The following is a 24345-nucleotide window of genomic DNA, read 5'->3' as shown; positions in this document are numbered from 1 at the left end:
GACCTGAGCAGGTCGGATTCTACACCGATCTACAGCTGCCCGGCGTCTGCGGCGATCGTCTACTCAGACCGCAGATGATTCCCCGAGCCCCCATCACCCTGGTGCCAAAACCGCTGGTTCAGTTCGCGATAGAGACGTGGTTGCGGTTTCATCTCATCCACCCCCAGACGAAATTCAATGGCACCGCTCTGCGCCGTATTCAACAGCCCTGCACCTTGTACCTGCCATCGCTGAACCACCTCCGGTTTAGGGAAACCATAGCTGTTTTTGTAACCAGTTGAAAATAGCACCCACTGTGGGTCGACCGCTGTCACAAACTCAGCGGTCGAAGAGCTGCTTGAACCATGGTGCGGAGCGACAACAAGATCCGATCGGAGCTGTTGGGGATTGGCCCTGAGCAGGGCATCTTCCGCCGCCTGTTCAATATCCCCCGGCAACAGTATCGTCCAATTCTCACTCTCGATCTTCAATACACAGGAGCGGTTGTTGCGATCGTTGAATTCAGTGTTGGCAGCCGGATGGAGAATCTGGAAATGCACCCCATCCCAATGCCATTCACTCCCTGCCTGGCAAGCTTCAGCCACCCCATGAATCATCTGCGGATCGCCTGCCAGGAGCTGGCTGATGGGGATCGATTGAGTCAATGATTCAACCCCACCGGCATGATCACGGTCACCATTGCTGACAATCAACTTATCGATCTTCCGATGCCCTCTGAATCTGAGAAATGGCATGATCACGGAATCGGCTGCAGTCCGATCCCCCTGTCCTGGACCGGTATCATAGAGCAGCAGGTGATTGCTGGTCTCAACCACACAAGCCAGCCCCTGACCCACATCCAGTAAGGTGAACCAAATCTCACCCTTGGCTGGGCGTTCCGCCGAGGCAAATAATATCGGGGCACAGAGCAGCAATCCCAATCCACGACCCGGCATCCCGGCTGGCAACAGCAGTATCACGCAGCCTGCCAGAAGAAACCACAACAGCAACAGATCCTGTTGAACAAGATCAGTCATGGCAAACGTCTGCAATGAACACCACTCCAGCAGCATTAAGGTTGCAGCGGAGAGCATTTGCAGCAGCGAGAACCAGGGATCAGCAAGCGCTGGAACCGCTAATAGCGGCAGACCGATCAGAGTCATCGGCACAATTACCAGACTGAACCAGGGCACCATGAGGAGATTCACCAACGGCGAGATCAGGGAGATCTGACTGAAAAAGAGTATTAACAGAGGTAACAGGCCCAGACTGACAGAGAGTTGAACCTGTATGCCCTGACGCCAGTTTTGCCAGGGAGCAAGGCGGCCGCCGATACTCCACAGTATAACCGCCACGGCAGTGAATGAGAGCCAGAACCCCCGGCTCAGAATTGCCAGAGGATCCAGCAGAACCACCAGAAAGAGCGCAATCAACAGACTTCGGCCGAACTGAATACGATAGCCCAGGAGCAGAGCCCCAAGGGTAGCAACCAGCATGATCAGCGCCCGCTGGGTAGGCAAGGTAAAACCGGCCAATGCGGCATAGACCGCCGCCCCCAGCAGGGCGAACACGGCACCGGCTTTGAGTGCGGGCAATCGCAGGCAGAGTCTGGCACTGCGACGCCACAACCAGCTACCGATGAACAGACACCAGCCGGCAACCAGGCCGATGTGCAATCCGGAAATGGCAATCAGGTGGTTGGTTCCGGTATGGGTGAAAGTCTGCCAGGCCTGCCTATCCATACCCCGTTTATCACCAACAGCAAGTGCCTTCAGAAGGGCAGCGGGTCCAGGCTTGTCGGTCGCGTTATCGATCGCTTTGGCGATATTTTGTCGCAGTAAACCAAGCAGAGTGGGAAATTGGTCTGAATCAAGCTGGCTATTACCGGCCCAATCCCTGACATAGCCTTTGGCCTGGATCTGCTGCATGAACAGCCATTTTTCATGATCGAAACCAGCTGGATTCTGTGCCCCTCTGGGGCGGATCAACCTGACCTTGAAGCGCCACACATCACCAATACTCAGCTCTTTTGTTGCACCAAACCAGCTGATCTGAACCCGGGAGATATCAACCAACTCGTCATTTTCATCATGCAACGAGGTGACCCGCATCTGAAAACGGGATAGTCGACCCTGTGTGACCGGCAGCGAATCCACCACACCTTCGAGAATCAGGTCACTGCGCTCCAATTTCAGAGGTAACTGGTGGTGCAGAATCAGGCTGGCATTGAGCAGACTCCAACCGGCTCCTGCTGCAATGGCCAGCAAAGGACGCAGAGGTTTGAACCGCCAGAGCAGTGGGAAGGTCAAAGCCACGGACAACCATGTCAATCCTGGCAGCTGACCCAGCAGATGAAAAAGTGCCACACCAATGACAAAACCGATCAGAAATCTGTTCACGACTGCTCCTTGTCGAGATCCGGGTCCACTTTATCGGATATCGGCGCACTTGTGGACTATGCTTATTAACCCGGCACTTTAAATAGAGTGATGGGTTACCAATCTACCTGAATTGTAAAAAAACAATAGTCCTGACAACTACTATTGATTTACTATTATCAGGACGAGTAACAACTCAAGTGATTTTCAAGGAAGAAACTGCTTCTGATCGGCTGCCACCGGGATTGCATGGGGTAGCATGCCGAAGCGCAAGTTCCGATCGCACTTGCCGATAACCAATTAGACTGTTTTTAATCGCCTTAAACATGCCAAAACGACTGATCAAGCGCCTGTTGCCACACCGCGACCATGTGTGTAACCACAAGCACATGAAGGTGTTCGGTGATCTGCTGCACGATGCCAACCTCTGGCATCTCAACAGACACTCGGTCTCCGGTGCTTTTGCGGTAGGCCTGTTCATGGCGTTTGTACCAGTGCCTTTTCAAATGGTGCTCGCAGCTGCAGCCGCAATTTTTTTCCGGGTCAACCTGCCGCTCTCGGTCGCCCTGGTATGGATCACCAACCCGATCACCATTCCACCGATGTTCTATTTTGCCTATCAAGTCGGCATCATGATCACCGGCGAAACCGCCTCCCTGGAACCCTTTCAGTTCAGCCTTGAGTGGCTGCAGAGTGTCGGCTCTGAGATCCTCATACCACTGATCCTGGGCTCATTGGTTTGCGCCACCATCTCTTCGGTTCTGGGATACAGCCTGATTCTATGGATCTGGCGCTGGCGCGCTGTGGAAAAATGGAAGAACCGCCGACATAGCAGCACCTCCGCCAAGCTCTCTGAATAATCGCATCAGCCGGACACGGTGAAAGTGTAACCGAGCTACCCCTCTGTCAACCTGCCATCGATCAAATGCAGGGTGCGGTCCATGCGTTGGGCTAGATCTGCATCGTGGGTCACCACGATGAAACTGATATTGAGTTCCTGATTGAGCTGCAGCATCAATTCATAGACCTGATCCGCTGTTTTTCTGTCCAGATTGCCGGTTGGCTCATCCGCCAACACACAAGCCGGATGGTGGACCATGGCACGTGCCAAGGCAGCCCTTTGCCTCTCTCCCCCGGACAGCTCATTGGGTTTGTGGTGCATCCGTTCCGCCAGACCGACCTGCTGCAGCATCTCGGTTGCCCGATCCCGGGCATGATTTACTCCGTGCCCGCCGATCATCAGTGGCATCGCCACATTTTCCATCGCCGTGAATTCCGGCAACAGATGGTGAAACTGATAGACAAAACCCATGTTCCGATTACGCAACAGTCCCTTTTCCCGTTCATTGAGACTGAGCAGATCCTGACCGCATATGCTGACACGGCCGGAGTCCGCTTTGTCCAGTCCACCCAAACAGTGCAGCAGGGTACTTTTTCCAGATCCGGATGAGCCGACAATGGCGACCCGTTCGCCTGCGTTGAGCTTCAGATTGACGCCTTGCAACACCTCAACATAAAGTCCTCCCTGGGTAAATGTACGAACCAGGTCATTCGCCTCGAGTACCCGCTCTTCACTACTCATAACGCAACGCCTCGGCAGGCTGGGTACGGGAGGCCTTCCAGGCAGGATAGAGGGTCGCCAGCAGTGTGATCAGAAAAGCCATACCCCCAATCAACAGTATGTCGCTGGTATGGGGATCTGAGGGCAGTTTGGTGATGTAGTAGATACTCGGGTCGAGAAAATCGACACTTAAAGCCTTTTCGATCCAGCTTACGATCTCCTCCACATTGTGAGCGAGCAAGGTCCCTCCCAACATGCCGAATATGTTACCGACGATTCCAATCGTCGCCCCCTGAACCATGAAGATTCCCATGATCGAAGCCGGTGATGCTCCCAGGGTACGCAGGATGGCAATGTCCGACTGCTTGTCGGTAACCACCATCACCATGGTTGAAACGATATTGAAGGCCGCCACGGCAACAATCAGCGAAAGAATGATGGTCATCATGCGTTTTTCAGTGCGCAGTGCCGAGAAGAAGTTGCGATGCTGCATTGTCCAGTCACTGATACGATAGTAACCGCCCATCTTCATAGCCAGCTCACGTGAAACCTGAGGCGCCAGATAGAGATCATCCAGTTTCAGTCGAACGCCGGTCACCCCATCCTGCAGTCGCATCAGTTTTGCTGCATCCTTGATATGCAGAATCGCCACACCTCGGTCATACTCCCCCATTCCGACCTGAAAAATGGCGCTGACGGTAAGACGTTTCAGACGCGGCATGATGCCTGCGGGTGTCACATTGACCTGAGGGGTGACCAGTGTCACCCGGTCGCCGACCCCAACCCCCAGCACATTGGCAAGCTCTCTGCCGAGTACGATGCCATAGCTGCCCGGCTGCAGGGTCTCGATCGTGCCATGGGTTATGGAGGTGATGACATCCGATACCTCGCCCTCCTGCTCCGGCAGGATACCTCTCAGCAGTACCCCGCTTACTTTCTGTCCACTGATCAACATGCCCTGCCCCTCCACATAGGGCGCCTTGCCGACCACATGGGGAAACTTCGCCGCTTCGGATTCAACACTCCGCCAATCGGCAAGCTCCCCGTTGACCCCGGAGATGGTTGCATGGGAAGCCATACCGAGTATCCGTTCGCGGATCTCCTTATGGAATCCATTCATCACCGAGAGCACCACGATCAGGGCGACAACCCCCAGCATGATCCCTACCATCGAGATCACGGAGATGAAGGAGATAAAGTGATTTCGCCGCTTTGCGCGCGTGTAGCGCAGGCCGATATACAATTCGATCGGTTTAAACATAGCTCGGCATTAAAACACAAACCGTGTGTAAACCGCATAGGCTAACAAAAAAAACAGCCATTGGAGCGGTCTCAACCTGGTAAGAGGTTGAATAGTGTTAGCTGGATCAGAGTTTCCACTATTTCATGATTTTATTTCAGAACATAGACCCGGCAAATAAATACTCCTGCTTTCCTATGGTTAGACAAGAGTGCTATATTCCTTCATGAAGAGACAAATTCGGAGTTGCTCAGATGAGTTTTCGCATAACCGCCCTATCCATGACTTTGTGTGCCTGCCTGCTATCCCATTCAGCTGTGGCTGAAGTTCTGCTGATAGACTCTATCAATTCTGCCCCCATCAACAGTGAGGAAGGCATTTCACGCCCAACCCGCAGTATGACAATGGATCAGGTCAGTCAGCGTTTCGGTCAACCCAGTACCGCACATTCACCGGTTGGCGATCCACCGATCACCCGTTGGGACTATCCAAGTTATTCCGTCTTTTTTGAATACGACCATGTACTGACTTCGGTGCTTCACCGCTGAAGTCGTTACATCAGCACCGGCCACCCCGCAACGCCAACAGCGATTTCAACTATCAGGCCAGAGCTTTGCGGTGTTCTCCCTGCAATGCTCTGGCGTGCTCTGATTTTCACATTCTTATGGTTACCAGTGGCTAATCTGTAAAACAGTTTCGACCGGTTTACATCATCAGCCGCATTAATCCCCCTACAGTTGTCACGGAAGCTATTCTTGACAATTTTACTGAGTTTTTTATACTCCTCGCCAATTCGACTCTTAATCTTCCAACTGCAGTTCTCCGGTCTGCCAGGTAGTACAGATGACAAACCAAACATCAGCGGCATTGATGCACTCCATTATCCAACGTATCGCCACTGGCCCAGAATTGAGTAAAGACATCTCCCTGGATGAAGCCAGAGATGGGATGTCGGCAATTCTGCGTGGTGAAATCGATGACGTGCAAACTGCCATCTTTCTGATTGCCTTACGCATGAAACGGGAGACGGACGATGAAAACAAAGGCACGCTTGAGGCTATTCTGAATATCTCTGAGAGCCGTGCAGCCGATATCGACGAGCTGATCTCCCTGGCCGATCCCTACGACGGAATGAACAGGAACCTGCCGATAGCGCCGATGATTCCAGTGGTGCTCGCAGCCTGCGGACTCCCCTGTGTCAGCCATGGACTTGATGCGGTTGGCCCGAAGTTCGGTATCACCCACCGTCACGTCCTGCAGGCCGCCGGTATCGATGTGGACATGGGTCTGGATGAGGCCGTAAGGCGCATCGAAAATCCAGATCTGGGCTGGGCCTATGTGGACCAGAAGACCTTCTGCCCCGGTTTACACGACCTTACCGGGCTGCGACAACGTATCATTAAGCGCCAGGTATTGACCACGGTCGAAGTGCTGGCCAAGCCGATCACTGCAAAACAAAAGACCCATCTTCTCACCGGCTATGTACACAAGCCCTATCCAGCCAAATACGCCTCACTGGCTCGCTTTGCCGGCTTTGAGGGCTGCCTGTTGGTGAGAGGTACCGAGGGTGGCGTAATCCCCTCGCTGAGGCAGCAGGGGATGATTTATCGCTATGACAATCTGAATCAGGAGAGTCCGGTCGAGATCTCACCGTCCAGTCTGTCGATTGAACAGAGTGTCCGTGCGGTTCCGCTACCGGATGATCCATCCATCAAGAGCAGTGACGATGAGGTCGCCCGGATCACCGATATCGGCAAGGCGGCGGAGTTTGCCGCTGAGACCGGTCTTGATGCACTACGGGGAAAACCGGGGCCGGCGTATGATTCGCTGCTCTACAGCTGCGCCATCACGCTCTGGCATAGCGGACGCCATGAAACACTGGAGCAGGCTGCATCCCAGGTGCGGCAGGTTCTGGATTCCGGCCAGGCATTGGCCCGCGTGATCTAGCCGGAGTGTGCAGATGACCGAGAGATGGATCAAGGCAGCCGAAACAGCTGAACTGCCGCCAGGCAGCATGAAGCGATTTGATTATGAACAACATCGATACCTGATCGTGAATGTTGACGGCCAGATCTATGCAGTTGACGACCAATGCACCCATGAAGACGTATCCCTCTACCTGGGTTGCATTGAGGATCACAACATCAAATGCTCACTTCATGGCAGCCGCTTTTGCCTGAAAACAGGAAGACCTCTGGAAGAGCCCGCAGACGAACCAATTGGCACATATCCCGTCAAGATCGACGATAATCAAATCCTAATACAGCCAAAAATTTAATTAAACAGACGATTTTGGTGATCTAGATCAAAAATCAGTAGGTTCCCACACTAGCGGAATCAGGGTAATTACTATATATTTGCCCCCATAAAAAATATCCGCCTTGTATTTAGGCTTTATAATTTCACCACCAAATAAGAGTTCCGGGGGTATATCCGGTGAAATACCTATTCATGTTGGCCATCGCATTCTGTATGACCCTGTTTTGGCAAACATCCAACATTGCTGACAGAACCCCCAATCTTCAGAGTTTCGAACAGGAACAGGTGATTATCAAAAAGCCTCAAGCCTCTTGAGTGCAATTCGGGTATTCACAGAAAAACTGTTTCCACTCCCCTTTCCGGTATCCAGAGATACCGAAATCCGCACAAAACACCTTTTTCAGTAAGCCATTACGGAAGAACCGTAGCGTGATCTGTTTCAGGTTTCTGTCTTCATAACAGATCGAAATTGAACAAACACTTGTCTGCACTGGTCACTATTTGGGAATATTAACCCATGCCCATCAACAAAACGGCAAAGCAAGAGGTTAAGAGCTTTTTTTGTTGAGACTCCTGAGTAAATTCAGGTATGGTTGGTGGGCTGTAAAGATTACGATAACGATAAAACGACTGAATCTGTGACAACCGCATCTTCAAGCCACTCTGTTGCGACCTTTGAAGCCAAATCCCTGGCCTGTATCCGGGATGACCGTATGCTGTTCGAAGGTCTCGATTTCACCATCAACCCGGGACAGGCACTGGTCCTGGAGGGTAGAAACGGCAGTGGTAAAACCTCCCTGTTGCGAATTCTGTGCGGTATTCGCCTGCCCGAAGCCGGAGACCTGCTCTGGCAGGGTGAGGATATTTTTCAGTTGGGGCCTGAATTCCATGAGCACATTGCCTATCTGGGCCATAAGGATGGCTCGAAACTGGATCTGACACCTTTGGAGAATCTGCGAATCGCCAAAGGCCTGGGCAAGGCCCGCCAGGATATCGATCTGGAGGAGGCATTGGATCAGGTCGGACTCTACGGGTTTGAAGATGTACCGACCCGAAATCTTTCAGCGGGTCAGCAGCGTCGACTCGCGATTGCCCGTCTGCTGGTCACGGATGCAAAACTGTGGATACTCGATGAGCCTTTCACATCACTTGACCGTAAGGGTATAGAACATATGGAGCGACTTTTCGAGGGACATCTCAACAAGGGCGGCATGGCGGCTATGACTACCCACCACCGTATCGGTTTTAAGGATGAGATCGAGCTGGTACGCATCAATCTTTCCGAACGATGAGTACCCTCTCCCTGACAAGCGCCTTCAGCCTGCTCCTGAAAAGGGATCTGGTGCTCGCCTATCGGAGACGCTCGGAACTGGTCAATCCGATGCTCTTCTTCGTCCTGGTGACAGCCATGTTTCCTCTGGGTATCGGCAATGATCCCAAGCTGATCGAGGCAGTCGGTCCCGGGGTGGTATGGGTCGCCGCCCTGCTCGCCTCACTCCTGTCACTGGATAGTATGTTTCGTTCCGATTTCGATGATGGCTCGCTGGAACAGTTCATGCTCAGCGCCCATCCGGTCTCGGTCCTGGTACTGGCAAAGATCCTCGCGCACTGGCTGGTAACCGGCCTGCCACTGTTTATCGTGGCACCCCTGCTGGCCGTGCTATTGAACATCCCCGGCAGCGCAATCCCCACCCTGATGCTGACCCTGATCCTGGGCACTCCGGTGCTGAGTCTGATCGGTTCGGTTGGTGTGGCGCTGACAGTCGGATTGAGACGGGGTGGCGTGATCCTCTCCCTGCTTGTGCTGCCCCTCTATGTTCCTGTATTGATATTTGGTACAGATGCTGTCAAAACAGCCATAATCGGTATACCGACCACTGCACAGATCTCCATCCTGGGCGCGATGCTGGTCGGCTCCCTGGTGCTGGCGCCCATGGCCACTGCCGCCTCATTGAGAATCAGTCTGAGTTAATATGATCATACGTTTCTTTCATCAAATGGGTTCGCCTCGCTATTTCTACAATGTAGCGGGCAAACTGGTGCCCTGGTTCATGGTCAGTTTTCTGATCACCCTGGTGTTCGGCCTCTACTACGGCCTGTTCGTGGCTCCGCCCGATTATCAGCAGGGAGAGAGCTACCGCATCATGTACATCCACGTGCCCTCGGCCTGGATGTCCATGTTCATCTATGTGGTGATGGCGGTTTCCGGGCTGATCAGCCTGGTCTGGCGAATAAAAATGACCGAAATCGTGGTCATCAGCAGTGCCACCGTGGGGGCGTCTTTCACCTTCCTCGCCCTGGCCACCGGCTCGCTCTGGGGTAAACCCATGTGGGGTACCTGGTGGGTCTGGGATGCACGCTTGACCTCGGAATTGATCCTGCTGTTTCTCTATCTCGGCATCATCGCCCTGCACAGCGCCATCGAGGACAAGCGGGTCGCTGCCCGGGCCGTCTCAATCCTCGCTTTGGTCGGGGTGGTCAACATACCGATCATTCACTATTCGGTGGAGTGGTGGAACACCCTGCATCAGCCCGCATCGGTGACGAAATTCGATAAACCCTCCATGGATATCAGCATGTTGATCCCACTGCTGACCATGGCAATCTCGTTTAAACTTTACTACGGCGCTGTGGTCTTAATGCGCGCGCGCGCAGAAATTGTTGAACGGGAAAGGAACAGTCGCTGGGTTCAGGAAATGGTTGAACAGGAGGCGAAATGAGCGAGTTTTTCGCAATGGGTGGCTACGCAGTCTATGTCTGGCCCTCTTTTATCCTGGCGTTCATCGTATTGGTTGCCAACGTGGTGGCACCTCTACGTCAACGTAAGCGCGCCTTAACTGATATCGCCCGTAAAATACGTCGGGCCAGGAAAGTACAAAATGAATCCCATACGTAAGAAAAGACTCACCCTGATCGGCCTTATGATAGCCGGTATTGGTGTTGCCACCTGGCTGGCACTGAATGCCTTCGATGAGAACCTGATGTTCTTCTTTTCACCCTCTGAAGTAGTGGAAGGCAAGGCGCCCGAGGCACATCCGTTCCGCATTGGCGGCCTGGTACAGACAGACAGTGTCAAGCGCAAACCCGATGGCCTGACCACCGCATTCTCAGTGACTGATAATGCCGAGGCAGTAACCGTTGAATATACCGGTATTCTTCCCGACCTGTTTCGTGAAGGTCAGGGTATCGTCGCTATGGGCCAACTCAATCAGCAGGGCATCTTCATCGCCAGCGAAGTACTGGCCAAACATGATGAGAACTATATGCCTCCGGAGGTCGCCGAATCTCTGAAAACCGCCCATGACGAGGCGGTCGCCAATCCTCAGCCTCAGGCCAGCATACAATGATCCCTGAACTCGGTCACTTCGCCTTAATTCTCGCACTCTGCCTGGCGGTTACCCAGGCGATCGTGCCATTGATCGGCTCCTATACCCGGAATAACGCCTGGATGGCCGCTTCCCGGAGCCTGGCCTGGGGTCAGTTCGTCTTTCTTACCATTTCGCTGCTGATTCTGACCAATGCCTTCCTCAGCAACGACTTTTCCGTCATCTATGTGGCTCAGCACGGCAACACCAAGTTACCGGACATCTACAAGATATCCGCTGTGTGGGGAGCTCATGAAGGATCCCTGCTGCTGTGGGCTTTTCTGCTCGCCGCCTGGAGTGTGGCGATTGCCGCTTTCAGTCGCAATCTGCCACTGGAGATGGTCTCCCGGGTTCTCTCGGTGATGGGCATGGTGAGCATCGGCTTCATGCTCTTCATGTTGCTGACCTCCAATCCGTTCGACAGAACCTTCCCTGTACCTGCGGAGGGCGGTGAACTCAATCCTATGCTGCAGGATCCGGGTCTAGCGATCCACCCCCCCATGCTCTACATGGGATACGTGGGCTTTTCCGTCGCCTTTGCCTTCGCCATTGCCGCACTGCTGGGGGGACGACTGGATGCCTCCTGGGCCCGCTGGTCACGTCCCTGGACGACCATCGCCTGGGTGTTTCTAACCCTCGGTATCGTACTCGGCAGCTGGTGGGCCTACTATGAACTGGGCTGGGGTGGCTGGTGGTTCTGGGATCCGGTTGAAAATGCCTCCTTCATGCCCTGGCTGGTCGGTACGGCATTGATCCACTCTTTGGCTGTGACTGAAAAACGGGGCGCCTTCAAAAGCTGGACAGTACTGTTGGCGATCTCAGCCTTCTCCCTCAGCCTGCTCGGCACCTTTCTGGTACGTTCCGGGGTGCTCACCTCAGTACACTCATTCGCCTCGGATCCGGCCCGTGGTGTGTTTATCCTGATCTTCCTGTTGATCGTGATCGGCGGCTCGCTGTTGCTCTATACCTGGCGTGCACCCTACATATCCAGTGGCGGAAGATTTGATCTGATCTCCCGTGAAACCTTTCTGCTCGGTAACAATCTGCTGCTTTCGGTGTTTGCCGCCCTGGTACTTCTGGGTACCCTGGCACCGCTGATTTACGATGCTTTGGAACTGGGCAAGATCTCGGTGGGTTTCCCCTGGTTCAACAAGATGTTTCTGCTGACCACCCCCTTCCTGGCACTGCTGATGGGCATCGGCTCCCTATCCCGATGGAAACATGCCGAACCCTCTCTGCTGATCAAGCAGCTGAAGGTGGCGTTTGTCGTCAGTGTGGCGTTTGGCCTGATCAGTCTGCTGCCCATGTTCTCAGGCGGTAACTGGCTGGTGGGTCTGGGGATGGGATTGGCCCTCTGGGTGACCGCATCTCACCTCGTCAACGTCAGGGATCGACTGAAAAACAAGAAGGGCTTCAATGGTTTCTGGCAGGATTTCAAAACCGGCGGTCGAAGCTACTATGGCATGATAACAGCCCATCTGGGTGTCGCCATGTTCATTGTCGGCGTCACCATGGTATCCAATTTCGGGCAGGAAAACGATGTCCGTATGAGTCCCGGGGATGTCAGTGAAATTGCCGGCTATGAATTCAGATTCGATGGTGTAAAACGGGTGCCTGGCCCGAACTACAATGCTCATCAAGGCAGTTTCCAGGTCTCCCGGGACGGTGAACCGTTCATCACCCTGGAACCGGAAAAGCGGACCTATTTCGTACAGACACGCCCGATGACGGAAGCCTCCATCGACTGGGGCTTCACCCGCGACCTTTATGTCTCACTGGGTGAGCCTCTGGGTGGTGGCGACTGGAGCCTGCGTCTCTACTACAAACCCTATGTACGATGGATCTGGCTGGGTGGTGTACTGATGGGACTGGGCGGCATTCTGGCTGTCACCGACCGACGCTACCGAACCGCCAAAGTACGCTCGCCAGAGATGGTAAACAACGCTGCTGCAGCGGCGGCTACTTCAGGGAGTTAATTCTGTAATGAACCGCTATTTGCGTTATTCCGTGCCGTTGATCGTATTCGGGATAATTGCCGTTTTCCTCTATAAAGGGCTGGGCATGAACCCCAGGGAGATTCCCTCCCCTTTGATCGGCAAATCGATACCGGAGTTCTCCCTGCCCTCGGTGGAAAGCGCCCAAACCATGATCAATGATCAGAACCTCAAGGGTAAGATCTACCTGTTGAATGTCTGGGCAACCTGGTGTGTCTCCTGTCGTGCAGAGCACGATACCCTGGTTCACCTAGCCCGTTCAGGTAAAGTGGAGATCGTGGGGCTGAACTGGAAAGATGAACGGGTCAAGGCACAAGCCTGGTTACAACAACTGGGTGATCCCTACACGGTCAACATTTTCGATCAGAAGGGACGCACAGCCATCGATCTTGGGGTCTATGGCGCCCCTGAAACCTTTTTGGTCGATGGCGATGGCATCATTCATTACAAACATGCGGGCCCGCTCACCCTCGGTGTATTCAACGATACACTGCTTCCCATGATCAATGATTTGAAAGCCAAAGGATCATAACGTGCGTCTATTTCTGTTCAGTTTTATCTACCTTCTGGGGCTGACCGCCCTGCAAGCCGCAACCCTCGCCGAATATACCTTCGAGGATCCAGCACAGGATGAGGACTTTCGCGAAATCATTGAAGAGATGCGCTGCCTGGTCTGTCAGAACGAGTCACTGGCGGGGTCCAATGCAGAACTGGCGATTGACCTGAGAAATGAAATCTACGACATGATGAAGGGTGGTCAAAGCAAGGGGGAGATCATCGATTTCATGGTAGCCCGCTATGGTGACTTCGTCCTCTACAGTCCGCCTGTCAAGCCAAGCACCTACCCCATCTGGTTCGGCCCGTTAATCTTTTTTCTGATTGGTGGTGTGGTTCTGTTTCGGATCATCAAGCGCAAAAACCAGAGCAGAGAAACAGAACTGAGTGAGGCAGAACAACAACGACTCGAAAAACTGCTGAATCAGTCGAACGAACAAAGAGACACGAATCAATGACCCTATTCTGGATGATTATTGCCGGGCTGACCGTCCTGGCAATGGCTTTTGTTGGCCTGCCGTTATTAAGAAAAGAGGTAACCGATAAAATCACCTCTGACGAACTCAACCTGGCTGTCTTCAAACAGCAGCTTGAGGAGTTGGACAACGATCTTGAAGCGGGCAACCTGGACCAGAACCGCTATGATGCGGCCCGCAAGGACCTGGAGAAGTCCCTATTGACCGATGTCTCCACATCAACTTCGGATTCCAGCAATCTGGCGAGCCGATCAGGACGCATCATGGCAGGCACCGCTCTGTTGGTTCCGCTTGCCGCCTGGCTACTCTACGACCAGCTGGGCACCCCTGAGATCATCAACCATCTGGCTCAACAGCCGGCAGCTGGCACAACCCAGCAGACTGCCCAGGCACCCTCCGGTGGTATGGAAAACCTTCCGCCAATGGATGAGCTGGTCAGAAGACTGGCGGAAAAACTGCAAGAGAATCCGGATAATCAGGACGGCTGGGTCATGCTCGGCCGCAGCTATATGGCCCTCAATGACCACTCAGCGGCAATCAACGCCTACCAGCGTGCAATGGAGATGAATGACCAGCGCGTGGATCTGCTGCTGGCCTATGCGGAAGCCATTGCCGCAACAACCGGCAACGATTTTACCGGTCGTGCTGCACCAATGATCGAAAAGGCGTACCAACTGGAACCGGAAAACCCGAACGTGCTCTGGTTGGCTGGTATCCAGGCTTATCAATCCAACGATTTCAAATCGGCAATCCTGCGTTGGGATGCGCTTCGCACCAGCCTCACACCACAGAGCGCCGAACTTGAATCGGTGAATAACGCAATCGATGATGCGCGCAATCAGCTGGGTCTTCCTGCGGAAGAGACAGAGCTGCCGAGCATTGTGAAGAAACAGAAACCCAAAGCCAAACCACAGCCAGCTGCTGCAGCGGCCAACGAGGCGATCAAGGTCGCCGTATCCCTGTCCCCTGAACTGCAGGCCAAGACCAAACCGAATGATCTGGTATTCATCTATGCCAAGGCGGTCAGCGGCCCCCCTATGCCACTGGCTGCAGTCAGAAAAAAGGTCAGTGATCTGCCGATTTCAATCAGTCTGGATGACAGCATGGCAATGATGCCGCAGATGAAGCTCTCCGGCTTCAATGAAGTGGTGGTCGGTGCCAGGATATCCATGTCTGGCAGTCCCACCGCTCAGGCTGGAGACCTGGAAGGTGAGATTCAGCCGGTAGCGCCTGGATCAGCAGAGACAGTTCAAGTCGTGATCAATTCGGTACACCCCTGATTCCCCTCACTGGCAAAGGCTCGATTTGACGCAGCCTTTGCCGGAACAGAACCCATTCTGCCCGATCCCACACCCTGCACAGAGTGTAAATCGCCTGCTGGCCGGTATGAAGCTGACCAGCATCATGATTTTTTTTGAAAAATCAGGCTGATTTATGCCAATCTACTGCCTGAGCTCAACAACTTCAGATAGTTGATTGATATACTGGCAACAAACATAATCAATAACACTTAGCCGACGCCTCTGATGGCTACAAAACCCGGCATGTTCTGCTGATGATAGGAGTCCCGATGGCCAATTACTCTACCCATGATATCCACAATATCGCACTGGTCGGACATGCCGGCTCAGGTAAAACGAGTTTGATCGAGAGCCTGCTGCACCGATCGGGCATGATCAAGACAAAAGGGACAATTGAACGAGGCGACACCGTCTGTGACAGCGATGATCTGGAGAAAGAGCTGCAACACTCCCTGGATATCGCCATCACCCATCTGAGCCACGAGAACAAACAGGTCAATATCATCGACACCCCCGGATATGCGGATTTTCTGGGTCGGGGTATCAGCATCCTGCCTGCCGTGGAATCGGCGATGGTGGTAATCAATGCTACGACCGGTATCGAACCGGTTACCATCCGCATGATGGATGCCGCAAAACGACGCAACCTGTGCCGGTTTATCATCATCAACAAGATCGATTCAGAAGAAGTTGACCATGATGCACTGCTGGAGAATCTGAAGGAGACCTTTGGTAAAGAGTGTCTGCCGATCAATCTGCCCGCTGAAAACGGAAAAAAGGTGATCGACTGCTTCTTTCAACCGGGTGGCGATACCACCGATATCTCTTCGGTCAGTCAGGCACATGACAACCTGGTGGACCAGGTCGTCGAAGTGGATGAAGAGCTGATGGAGCTCTACCTGGAACAGGGACAGGCGATTGAACCCGAACAGTTACACGATCCATTCGAGAAGGCGCTGCGTGAAGGCCATCTGATCCCGGTCTGTTTTACTTCGGCAGAGAACGGCGCCGGTATCGATGAGCTGCTCAATCTGTTCGTCAAACTGATGCCCGATCCAACAGAAGGCAATCCACCCCCATTCATGAAGGGTGAAGGGGCTGACATGCAGCCTGTTGACGTCTCTCCCAATGAGAGTAAGCATGTCATAGGCCATGTATTCAAAGTAATCAATGATCCCTACCGGGGCAAACTGGGTATCTTCCGAATCCATCAGGGCAAGCTCGAAGTCAATTCCCAACTCTATATCGGCGATGCCAGAAAACCGTTCAAGGTCAATCACCTCTACCGTCTGCAAGGGAAAGATCAGGAGGAGATGAAACAGGGTGTACCCGGCGACATCTGCGCCGTAGCGCGAATTGACGACATTCATTTCGATGCGGTGATACATGACTCTCACGATGAAGACCACCACCATCTCCGCTCGATTGAGTGCCCTTTACCGCTGTTTGGCCTGGCGATCAACACCACCAAGCGCGGTGATGAGCAAAAATTGAGTGATGCTCTGCATAAGCTGGAAGATGAAGACCCCTGTTTCCATGTTGAGCACAATGTCAGCCTCAATGAGACGGTCATGCGCGGTCTGGGCGAGCTGCATCTCGATGTACTTCTGCAGCAGATCAAAAAGAAATACAGTGTGGAAGTCGAGACCCATCCACCCAGCATCGCCTACCGGGAGACCATTACCCGCAAGGCAGAGGGTCACTATCGGCACAAGAAACAGACCGGTGGCGCAGGACAGTTCGGTGAAGTGTTTCTGCGAATAGAGCCATTGGAGAGAGGTTCAGGCTTTGAGTATGTCAACGCAGTGGTTGGCGGAGCGATTCCCGGTCAATTTATTCCGGCGGTCGAAAAAGGGGTCAGAAGTGCCATGGAAGAGGGAGCGATCAGTGGCTTCACCATGCAGGACATAAGAGTTACGATTTACGATGGTAAATTTCACTCTGTCGACTCCAAGGAGATCGCCTTCGTTACTGCTGGTAAAAAGGCCTTTCTAGAAGCCGTTGAGAAAGCTGGGCCGGTTATCCTTGAACCCATTGTGAATATCTCGATTACCACCTCTGACAGTTTCATGGGTGACCTGACCGGTGATTTGGCTGGACGCAGAGGCCAGATCAGTGGCACGGAGACTGGGCGCAACAACACCCTGGTAATCAAGGGGCAGGCACCGCTGGCGGAACTTGAAGGCTACTCCACCCAGCTTAAAGCCATGACCGGTGGCGAAGGCAGCTATAGCATTGAGTTCAGCCATTACGAGGCGGTTCCCCCGAACATTCAAAAACAGATGAGCAGCTCAAAGCAGGCATAACCATTTATTAACCCGAAAACGGTAAAGCGAGCTGAGGCTGCGACCGAGTCGCGCCCTCAGCTTCGCTTTTATGGCCAGGATATATCTGTTCAAAGTTTTATAACATCTCAAACGAAAGTTAGCTGTGGTGTACAAAAGCGACAGGCTCGACTCAACGCAACAGCGATCTTTCTGAATCAAAGCCGAAACAACAGTTTGAGTTAACTTCACCGAGCAAAGTACTTGTGGAAATATACCTTGCCCTATCAATAGCAGCAGATTCAGATAAAGCGATATCAAAACATCACTGTATGTGGCTTGCAGCTTCAAGCAGTGGGTCAGCCAGCTTTTTCAGTTGAGTAATAATCAGTACTCTATCGGTGGTAATCGGAGGATTCCAAAACTGGTATGATCAATTGAACTAAAGCGGGATAAACAAACCATCCAGATATTAATAATATAAACAAAACTGCAAATACCTACTTATAGGTATAATGACTATTTAAAGATGGGTAATTATGTTTATTTCGTTCTGGGCAATACAATTTTCACTCTTAAAATCAGCTTAAGAAATTTGCTGATTTTCTGGTTTAAATAAACATAATTTTAATTTGTAAGATTCGTAAAGTTAGTTACTTTTTGCATATCTTTCACGGCATTTAGAACAACTTTTAAAATTCCTCAATGATCTATGATCGCCCGGCGCTGACACTTTTGATTTAAATCAAGGCGCCCCCCTATACGAACCGTTTTGATAGTCTACAGTAAGCAATAATAAGAAAAGGGTTTTACTGGCCTCAATGTAGTGAAACCATGCAGTCCCCATACAATAAAAATTTGGGGTTGGGAGGAAGTCGTATCCATCCTTGTCTTAATAAACGCTTACTAATTAACAAAAACAAGGGGTTCCATATTCGATAACCTGACGTCTTTAATGCTATTGGATTATTGACGCGGCCGTCTATTGGAGCACTTCAACTGTTTGTTCAACCCATCACAGGAGGGAGCTATGAAACGCTTCGGTAATGGTCGGTTCACCGCGATACTGGGGAGTGTTGCTGCGGGACTAGCTCTGATGCTGCAAGTCACAACAGCAGATGCCGCAAGACCGTCTGGTGAAATTGGTAAAGATTGGGGCAACCCAAAAGGACATGAGTGTGTGGAGTGTCACTGGCAGGAGGATCCAGGACTGACCATGGAGTGGAACAACAGTCAACACGGTCAAAGTGGTGTAAACTGCCTTGACTGTCATGAAGCCAAAGCTGACGATGTTGATGGCTTTGAACATGAAGGTCAGCTAATTTCAATTATTGTAACCCCTAAAGACTGCTCGAAATGCCACTCGGTAGAATTCGAAGAGATGGATGGCTCCCATCACTCTAAAGGCGGTCAAATCCTCGCATCCCTCGATAACCTCCTTGGTGAAGTAGTCGGCGGCCCTGCAGCAGTCAATGCAGGTTGCCGCCAGTGCCACGGCTCCAAGATCGAGATCGGTGAAGATGGCAGACCCCTGCCGACCACATGGCCCAACACCGGTATCGGCCGAATCAACCCTGATGGTTCCGCCGGTTCCTGTACTGCCTGTCACGGTCGTCACCGTTTCTCCAAAGCCCAGGCCCGTACACCGGATACCTGCGGTAAGTGTCATGTCGGTCCCGACCATCCTCAGATTGAGGTCTACAACGAGTCCAAGCACGGCATCATCTATCGCGCGAAAGTCGATGAGATGAACATGGAGTCCGATAAGTGGGTCGCCGGTGTCGACTATTCAGCCGCACCGACCTGTGCCACCTGCCACATGAGCGCCGGCGGCAAAGAGGGCAAGACCCATAACGTAGGTGATCGTATCTCCTGGACCCTGCGTCCACCAATCTCTCAGAAGATCAACCTGATTCGTCTGGAGAACGGTAATGAGTTCGACGTCAAAGAGGGTAAGAAAATCCCCAAGGTCGGTGACAAGGCCAAGGGTTCTACCGTAGTCGAGGTCGTGACTTGGCAGGAACGTCGTAAGAAGATGCAGGAAGTCTGTAAAGCCTGTCACAGCGACAGTGTTATCAATGGTCACTACAACCAGTTCGATAACGTGGTCGAGCTCTACAATGAGAAATTCGCCAAACCTATCGCTGCTGTCATGGGTGAGCTGAAGAAGAACGGCTATATCACCAAGGCCCCGTTTGACGACAAGATCGAATGGACCTGGTGGGAAATCTGGCATCATGAAGGCCGCCGCGCTCGTCACGGTGCGTCCATGAGTGGTCCTGACTATACCTGGTGGCACGGTATCTATGATGTAGCCAAGCACACCTACATGAAATGGATACCCGAGCTGAAAGAAGTGTCTATGAAGAAGGACGGCAACACCAAGTTTGCTGAGGCCATGCTCGACAAGTACTTCAAACCTATCGACGGTCACACCTGGTACTTTGAAGGTATGAGCAAGGAGTCCATCGACAAGGTACGTAAGGGTTTTGAAGAGCGCTACGGTAAAGGCGCGCTGAAGTAAACCCCCTCACCCCCTTCAGGTGATCCTGAAGGGGGTTTTTCATTTCTCACAATCTTCCGCTACCGTATTTTTCCAATGAGGTATTCAATGCTGCGATACTCAAGATACCTGGTTGTTGCTTTACTCGGTTGCAGCCTCTCTTTCTCAATCACGGCCAACAGCGAACAACAGACCCTGATTGAACAAGCCTTCCATCAAACAGAAGCTGGTGACCTGAAAGCCGCTCAATCACTTCTGGAAGAGGCAATCAAGGAAGCACCCTCCTCCTCTCTGGCCTATACTCGACTTGGTGGAGTACAACTGTTACAGCAGTCTTACTCCTCAGGCATCGAGAACTTTCAACAGGCGATTATGCTGGATCAATCCAATTCAGAAGCCTTCATCGGCCTGGCTGTCGCCTATCTGCACCTTGGAAGATATCAGCTGGCAAGAGAGGCCTTGAAACAGGCACAACAGCTGGATCCATCCAAAAAACAAGAAATTGACAAAGTTGTTACGTGGCTGAATCAACGCTCATCCAACAACTCGAACTCGATGCACTGATTCAGATTTCACCAGAGGAGATTTTCATGAAAAACAGAAAAGCACGGCTACTCGCATTGACAGCCGCGGTGATTTTCTCGGGCAGCCTGACTGCGGAAGGGGTTCGCTCACCCAGCATGCTTGCCAACACTTGCGCCGGTTGTCATGGCACTCTGGGTGCCAGCGCCGGTGACTTAATGCCGATTATCGGTGGTATGGAAAAAGAGTTCCTACAATTGATTTTGCTGGAATATAAAACCGGCGAACGGGACTCCACCATCATGGGACGGATCGCCAAGGGTTACAGCGACGCGGAGCTGAAAGCAATCGCCTCTTTCATGGCGGATCAGGAGTGGATCTCCAGCCCGGTTAAAACCGATTCCAAAATGGTGGCTATCGGTAAAAAGATACATGACAAGCAGTGTAAAACCTGCCATGAAGACAACGGCAGAGTGCAAGAGGATGATGCCCCCCGACTGGCCGGACAGTGGCCGGAATATACCATGCACTACCTGGAATGGTGTCATAGCAAAGGGAAACGTTGTCAGCCCCGAAAAATGGGCAAACGCGTCATGAAACTCTCCAATGAAGAGTTAAAGGCCATGGCGGAATTTTATGCCAGTGAAAAGTAATTTGGGGGAGAATAATTAATGGCTATGTTCACGCGACGTAAATTTGTTAAAGCTGCCGGCGCCTGTACCGCATTAGGCGCACTGGCTTCAATCAATGCCTGTACTGCAAATACACCCAAACGTGCATCCGGCGGCGGTAAAGGCCGGGTAATTGTCATCGGCGGAGGTTATGGTGGCGCCATCGCGGCAAAATATATCAAACTGGCTGATGCCGATATCGATGTCACCTTGATCGAAAAAAATAAAAACTATGTCTCCTGCCCTCTGAGTAATGAGGTGCTGGGCGGTGACAGGACCATTGACAGTCTCACTTTCGGTTATGACACACTGAGTGATAAGAGAGGCATCAATGTGGTTCAGGATGAGATCGTGGCGATCGATCCTGATAAACATACAGTCAAAGGTAAAAGCGGCAAACAGTATGACTACGACAAACTGGTCGTCTCCCCTGGTGTCGATTTCCGTTACGAAAAAATTGATGGTTACGATGCCCAGGTAGCGGAGAAGATTCCCCATGCCTGGAAAGCGGGGCCGCAAACCGTAACCCTGAGAAAACAGCTTGAAGCCATGAAGGATGGCGGTGTCTGTTATATCGCTGCGCCACCCAATCCGTTTCGTTGTCCTCCTGGGCCGTATGAGCGTGCGGCGCAAATCGCGCACTATTTCAAAATGCATAAGCCCAAGTCGAAGGTCATTATCCTTGACGCCAAGGATAAGTTTTCCAAACAGGGTCTGTTCATGCAGGGCTATAAGAAGTTCTACGGCGACATGGTTGAGTGGGTATCCGGCGCCGGTGGCGGCATCATCGAAGCGATCGATCCAAACAGCCGTACCCTGGTCGGTGAAGTGGAAGAGTATAAAGGGGATGTTGTGAATCTGATACCGGCTCAGAAAGCGGGTAAGATTGCACAGGTCGCCGGACTGGCGGATGACTCGGGCTGGTGCCCGGTAAATCAGAAGACCTTTGAGTCCAAACTGCATAAGGACATTCATGTCATCGGCGACGCCTGTATTGCCGGCAAAATGCCCAAATCGGGGTATGCAGCCAACTCACAGGGTAAGGTCTGTGCTGCTGCAATCGTTGCAGCACTGAACGGCCAGGAGCCTGGTGAACCCTCCTACGTCAACACCTGTTACAGCATTATCTCACCAGAATGGGGTATCTCTGTGGCGGCGGTCTATCAACTTGTTGATGGCAAGATCGTTGGTGTGAAAGGCGCCGGTGGCCTTTCGCCGATGAATGCCAGTGCCGCAACCCGGGCCATCGAGGCCAAATTTGCCCGCAGCTGGTTCAAGAATATCGCTGCTGACATGTTTACCTGACCACTCACAGGGAACCTCAGATTGTTAAGAGGTTCCCTGTCCTTCCGCTGGACTGATCCGGATCCCTTATATCTCGCCTTTTAAATAGATCTGCCTAAGCGGCTCTGGAAACTTCTCAATCGCATATCGCAACATTGTCCTGGGCATTGCCTGATAGGTTGGTTTCAGAAACTGTTGTGCCCGGTTTCGATCACGATTGCCCACTTCCCTGATCATCCAGCCGACGGCTTTATGAATTAAATCCTGCTGGTCCAGCATTAAAAGTTCTGCAATTGCCAGTGCATCGTCATACTGCTGGTTTTTTATGAACCGGTAGGTGGCGATCATCGCAATCCGTCGCTCCCAGAGAGAGTCGGACCTTGCCAGCTCATAGAGTATTGCCCGCTCCCGGGTCAAAAGATAGGCACCGACAATTTGATAGGCAGAACTGTCCACCAAATCCCAGTTGTTGATGTAACGGGTATTATCAAGGTAGTGTCTAAAGACACGTTCACGCAGCGTCTCATCGCCAGACTCAAACTTTCTGACCAGAATCAACAAGGCGCACAAACGTTCTTCATGATAGGCGGACTTCAGGCAACGCAAAACCTGTGTCAGAGACATTTGTTGAAAACCCCTGGCCTGCTGCCGGAGAATGGGGACGCGGATTCCCAGGAAGCGATCCCCCTCCCCATAATCACCCTTGCCGGTTTTGAAAAAACGTTGGGACTTGGCAGCGATCTCCGGATTGGCCAGGCTTTCCAGTTTCTGTGTTAGTTGTTCAGCCTTCACTTGGCTTGCTTTGAATTCGACTCTACGCCTCGTGCCCCATCCATGATATTGCCAGTCAAATCCACACCTTCGAATTTTGCTTCAAGTAGATTTGCCTTGCGAAAATTGCATCGGTGTAACACTGCCCGACTGAAATCCGCACCATACAGATTGGCAGAGCCAAAATCGGTAAATTCAAGTTTTGCCTGGTGGAACAGGGCTCCCTTCAGATTGGCGCCATTCATATTGGCTCTTACGATACTGGCCTCGGAAAAATCGACATCGATCAGGTTACCACTGACCACAACCCCATCCAGTTGAGCACCCTGAAACTGAGCTCCTTTCAGGTTTACACCGTGCATCTGTGACCTTTTCAGGGTGGCCTGACGCAGGTCGGCACCGCCCATACGGGCCTTTTTCAACTCTGTTTCGATTAACAGGCTGGATACCAGAAGGGTGTTGGATAGATTGGCGTTGAGCAACCTGGCCTGAGTGAAATCCATATGACTCAGGTCCAGTCCGGAAAGATTGCTGTTACGCAGGTTTGTCCGTTTGAAACTGGCCTGGCTCAGGGAACTGACCTGACTCAGGTCGACCCCTCGAAGATCAGCGCCATCCAGTTGGGCATTGGACAGGTCGGTCGCCACCAGACGACTCTCTGTGAAGATGGAGGATTTAAGATTCGCACCAGTCAGATTGGCCCCTGAGAGATTGGTGCCGATGAAATTCGCCTCCTCCAGATCACTGTTCTGCAGATTGGCTCCGCTCAAATCGGCCCGGCTGAAGCGGCCCCGTTTAATCACCACACCCTGTAGGTTTGCTCCAGAGAGGTCTGTTCTCGCGAAGCTCGTCCCACGCAGGCTGGCCCCTTGAAGATTGGCATCACTGAGGTCACTTCCGTAGAGAATCGCATTATCCAGAATTGCCCCGCTCAGATCAGAGCCTGACAGAGCGCTCATCCTCAGATCTGCACCAGAGAGATCACATTGCCGGCACTCACCATTGGCCAGCAGTTGTTTGACAGCCAACTCATTTGCACTGAGGGGTGTTGCCAAACAAAAGATGAGTATAAAAAGGTAATAGAGTTTCTTGCTCACAGAAATTTGCCTTGAGTGGTTTCGATGAATGAAATGATTTATTGGTTTTGTAACCTATTTTAAGCTTGTTTGAGTAATTTGCACATTCCCCAAATGAGTGGCATATCCACTTCCGTCGATCGTTA

General features: G+C 52.2%; 23 protein-coding genes. 18 read left to right on the top strand and 5 right to left on the bottom strand.

What is annotated here, in order from left to right; translation table 11 throughout:
* Window positions 1-59: 59 nt before the first annotated feature.
* A complete protein-coding gene (locus tag A3193_RS07070) occupies window positions 60-2378 on the bottom strand; it encodes a DNA internalization-related competence protein ComEC/Rec2 (protein WP_069014395.1) in 2319 nt (772 codons plus the stop codon).
* 305 nt (window positions 2379-2683) lie between these two features.
* Here A3193_RS07070 and A3193_RS07065 point away from each other — a divergent pair, with 305 nt between their 5' ends.
* The gene (locus A3193_RS07065) at window positions 2684-3217 is read left to right on the top strand and encodes a DUF2062 domain-containing protein (protein WP_069005577.1); all 534 of its coding nucleotides are present in this window, start codon (window positions 2684-2686) and stop codon (window positions 3215-3217) included.
* Between the two features lie 35 nt (window positions 3218-3252).
* On the opposite strand, the gene lolD is transcribed toward A3193_RS07065, so the two are convergent.
* Window positions 3253-3939, bottom strand: a complete 687-nt coding sequence (gene lolD / locus A3193_RS07060) for a lipoprotein-releasing ABC transporter ATP-binding protein LolD (RefSeq protein ID WP_069014394.1) — start codon at window positions 3937-3939, stop codon at window positions 3253-3255.
* A complete protein-coding gene (locus A3193_RS07055; RefSeq protein WP_069005579.1) occupies window positions 3932-5179 on the bottom strand; it encodes a lipoprotein-releasing ABC transporter permease subunit in 1248 nt (415 codons plus the stop codon). The genes lolD and A3193_RS07055 overlap by 8 nt, the downstream gene beginning before the upstream one ends.
* Window positions 5180-5412: 233 nt before the next feature.
* On the opposite strand from A3193_RS07055, the gene A3193_RS07050 reads away from it, so the two are divergent.
* The 17 genes from A3193_RS07050 to A3193_RS06970 all read left to right on the top strand — a co-directional run bounded on the left by A3193_RS07050 (window position 5413) and on the right by A3193_RS06970 (window position 22373).
* Window positions 5413-5706 carry a hypothetical protein gene (locus A3193_RS07050; RefSeq protein ID WP_083218360.1) on the top strand — a complete coding sequence of 98 codons (294 nt, stop codon included), beginning with the start codon at window positions 5413-5415 and terminating at the stop codon, window positions 5704-5706.
* A 295-nt stretch (window positions 5707-6001) separates the two neighbouring features.
* Window positions 6002-7105: an anthranilate phosphoribosyltransferase gene (locus A3193_RS07045; protein ID WP_069014393.1), complete on the top strand. Its 1104-nt coding sequence runs from the start codon at window positions 6002-6004 to the stop codon at window positions 7103-7105.
* 13 nt (window positions 7106-7118) lie between these two features.
* Window positions 7119-7436 carry a non-heme iron oxygenase ferredoxin subunit gene (locus A3193_RS07040; RefSeq protein ID WP_069005582.1) on the top strand — a complete coding sequence of 106 codons (318 nt, stop codon included), beginning with the start codon at window positions 7119-7121 and terminating at the stop codon, window positions 7434-7436.
* A gap of 577 nt (window positions 7437-8013) precedes the next feature.
* Window positions 8014-8709: a cytochrome c biogenesis heme-transporting ATPase CcmA gene (gene ccmA, locus A3193_RS07035; protein ID WP_235614919.1), complete on the top strand. Its 696-nt coding sequence runs from the start codon at window positions 8014-8016 to the stop codon at window positions 8707-8709.
* Window positions 8706-9389: a heme exporter protein CcmB gene (gene ccmB / locus A3193_RS07030; protein WP_069005583.1), complete on the top strand. Its 684-nt coding sequence runs from the start codon at window positions 8706-8708 to the stop codon at window positions 9387-9389. The genes ccmA and ccmB overlap by 4 nt, the downstream gene beginning before the upstream one ends.
* A gap of 1 nt (window position 9390) precedes the next feature.
* Window positions 9391-10137, top strand: coding sequence for a heme ABC transporter permease (locus A3193_RS07025; RefSeq protein ID WP_069005584.1), 747 nt, complete (start codon window positions 9391-9393; stop codon window positions 10135-10137).
* Window positions 10134-10313 (top strand): heme exporter protein CcmD, encoded by a 180-nt coding sequence (gene ccmD / locus A3193_RS07020; RefSeq protein ID WP_068995391.1) that lies wholly within the window; start codon window positions 10134-10136, stop codon window positions 10311-10313. Before A3193_RS07025 ends, ccmD begins: the two co-directional genes overlap by 4 nt.
* The gene (gene ccmE, locus A3193_RS07015) at window positions 10297-10764 is read left to right on the top strand and encodes a cytochrome c maturation protein CcmE (protein WP_069005585.1); all 468 of its coding nucleotides are present in this window, start codon (window positions 10297-10299) and stop codon (window positions 10762-10764) included. The genes ccmD and ccmE overlap by 17 nt, the downstream gene beginning before the upstream one ends.
* Window positions 10761-12758, top strand: a complete 1998-nt coding sequence (locus A3193_RS07010; RefSeq protein ID WP_069005586.1) for a heme lyase CcmF/NrfE family subunit — start codon at window positions 10761-10763, stop codon at window positions 12756-12758. Before ccmE ends, A3193_RS07010 begins: the two co-directional genes overlap by 4 nt.
* A gap of 7 nt (window positions 12759-12765) precedes the next feature.
* Window positions 12766-13308: a DsbE family thiol:disulfide interchange protein gene (locus A3193_RS07005; protein ID WP_069005587.1), complete on the top strand. Its 543-nt coding sequence runs from the start codon at window positions 12766-12768 to the stop codon at window positions 13306-13308.
* 1 nt (window position 13309) lies between these two features.
* Entirely contained in the window at window positions 13310-13789 is a 480-nt protein-coding gene (locus tag A3193_RS07000; protein WP_069014392.1) for a cytochrome c-type biogenesis protein, read from the top strand.
* A complete protein-coding gene (gene ccmI, locus A3193_RS06995; RefSeq protein ID WP_069005589.1) occupies window positions 13786-15087 on the top strand; it encodes a c-type cytochrome biogenesis protein CcmI in 1302 nt (433 codons plus the stop codon). The genes A3193_RS07000 and ccmI overlap by 4 nt, the downstream gene beginning before the upstream one ends.
* Before the next feature lie 290 nt (window positions 15088-15377).
* Window positions 15378-17414: an elongation factor G gene (gene fusA / locus A3193_RS06990; RefSeq protein ID WP_069014391.1), complete on the top strand. Its 2037-nt coding sequence runs from the start codon at window positions 15378-15380 to the stop codon at window positions 17412-17414.
* Window positions 17415-18402: 988 nt separating this feature from the next.
* Window positions 18403-19896 carry a multiheme c-type cytochrome gene (locus A3193_RS06985; protein WP_069005591.1) on the top strand — a complete coding sequence of 498 codons (1494 nt, stop codon included), beginning with the start codon at window positions 18403-18405 and terminating at the stop codon, window positions 19894-19896.
* Between the two features lie 87 nt (window positions 19897-19983).
* A complete protein-coding gene (locus A3193_RS06980) occupies window positions 19984-20439 on the top strand; it encodes a tetratricopeptide repeat protein (RefSeq protein ID WP_069005592.1) in 456 nt (151 codons plus the stop codon).
* Window positions 20440-20465: 26 nt separating this feature from the next.
* On the top strand, window positions 20466-21050 hold the full coding sequence (locus tag A3193_RS06975) for a c-type cytochrome (RefSeq protein ID WP_069005593.1): 585 nt from the start codon (window positions 20466-20468) through the stop codon (window positions 21048-21050).
* 18 nt (window positions 21051-21068) lie between these two features.
* Entirely contained in the window at window positions 21069-22373 is a 1305-nt protein-coding gene (locus A3193_RS06970) for an NAD(P)/FAD-dependent oxidoreductase (RefSeq protein ID WP_069005594.1), read from the top strand.
* 66 nt (window positions 22374-22439) lie between these two features.
* Here A3193_RS06970 and A3193_RS06965 read toward each other — a convergent pair whose 3' ends face one another.
* A complete protein-coding gene (locus A3193_RS06965) occupies window positions 22440-23144 on the bottom strand; it encodes a DNA alkylation repair protein (RefSeq protein ID WP_069014390.1) in 705 nt (234 codons plus the stop codon).
* Entirely contained in the window at window positions 23141-24151 is a 1011-nt protein-coding gene (locus A3193_RS06960) for a pentapeptide repeat-containing protein (RefSeq protein WP_139117008.1), read from the bottom strand. Before A3193_RS06960 ends, A3193_RS06965 begins: the two co-directional genes overlap by 4 nt.
* Between the last annotated feature and the right edge of the window lie 194 nt (window positions 24152-24345).

It is taken from the genome of Candidatus Thiodiazotropha endoloripes (assembly GCF_001708965.1).
In the GTDB taxonomy this organism is placed as follows: Bacteria; Pseudomonadota; Gammaproteobacteria; order Chromatiales; family Chromatiaceae; genus Thiodiazotropha; species Thiodiazotropha endoloripes.
Note: the sequence above shows the minus strand (reverse complement) of the source record. Positions and strands in the feature narration are given on the sequence as shown.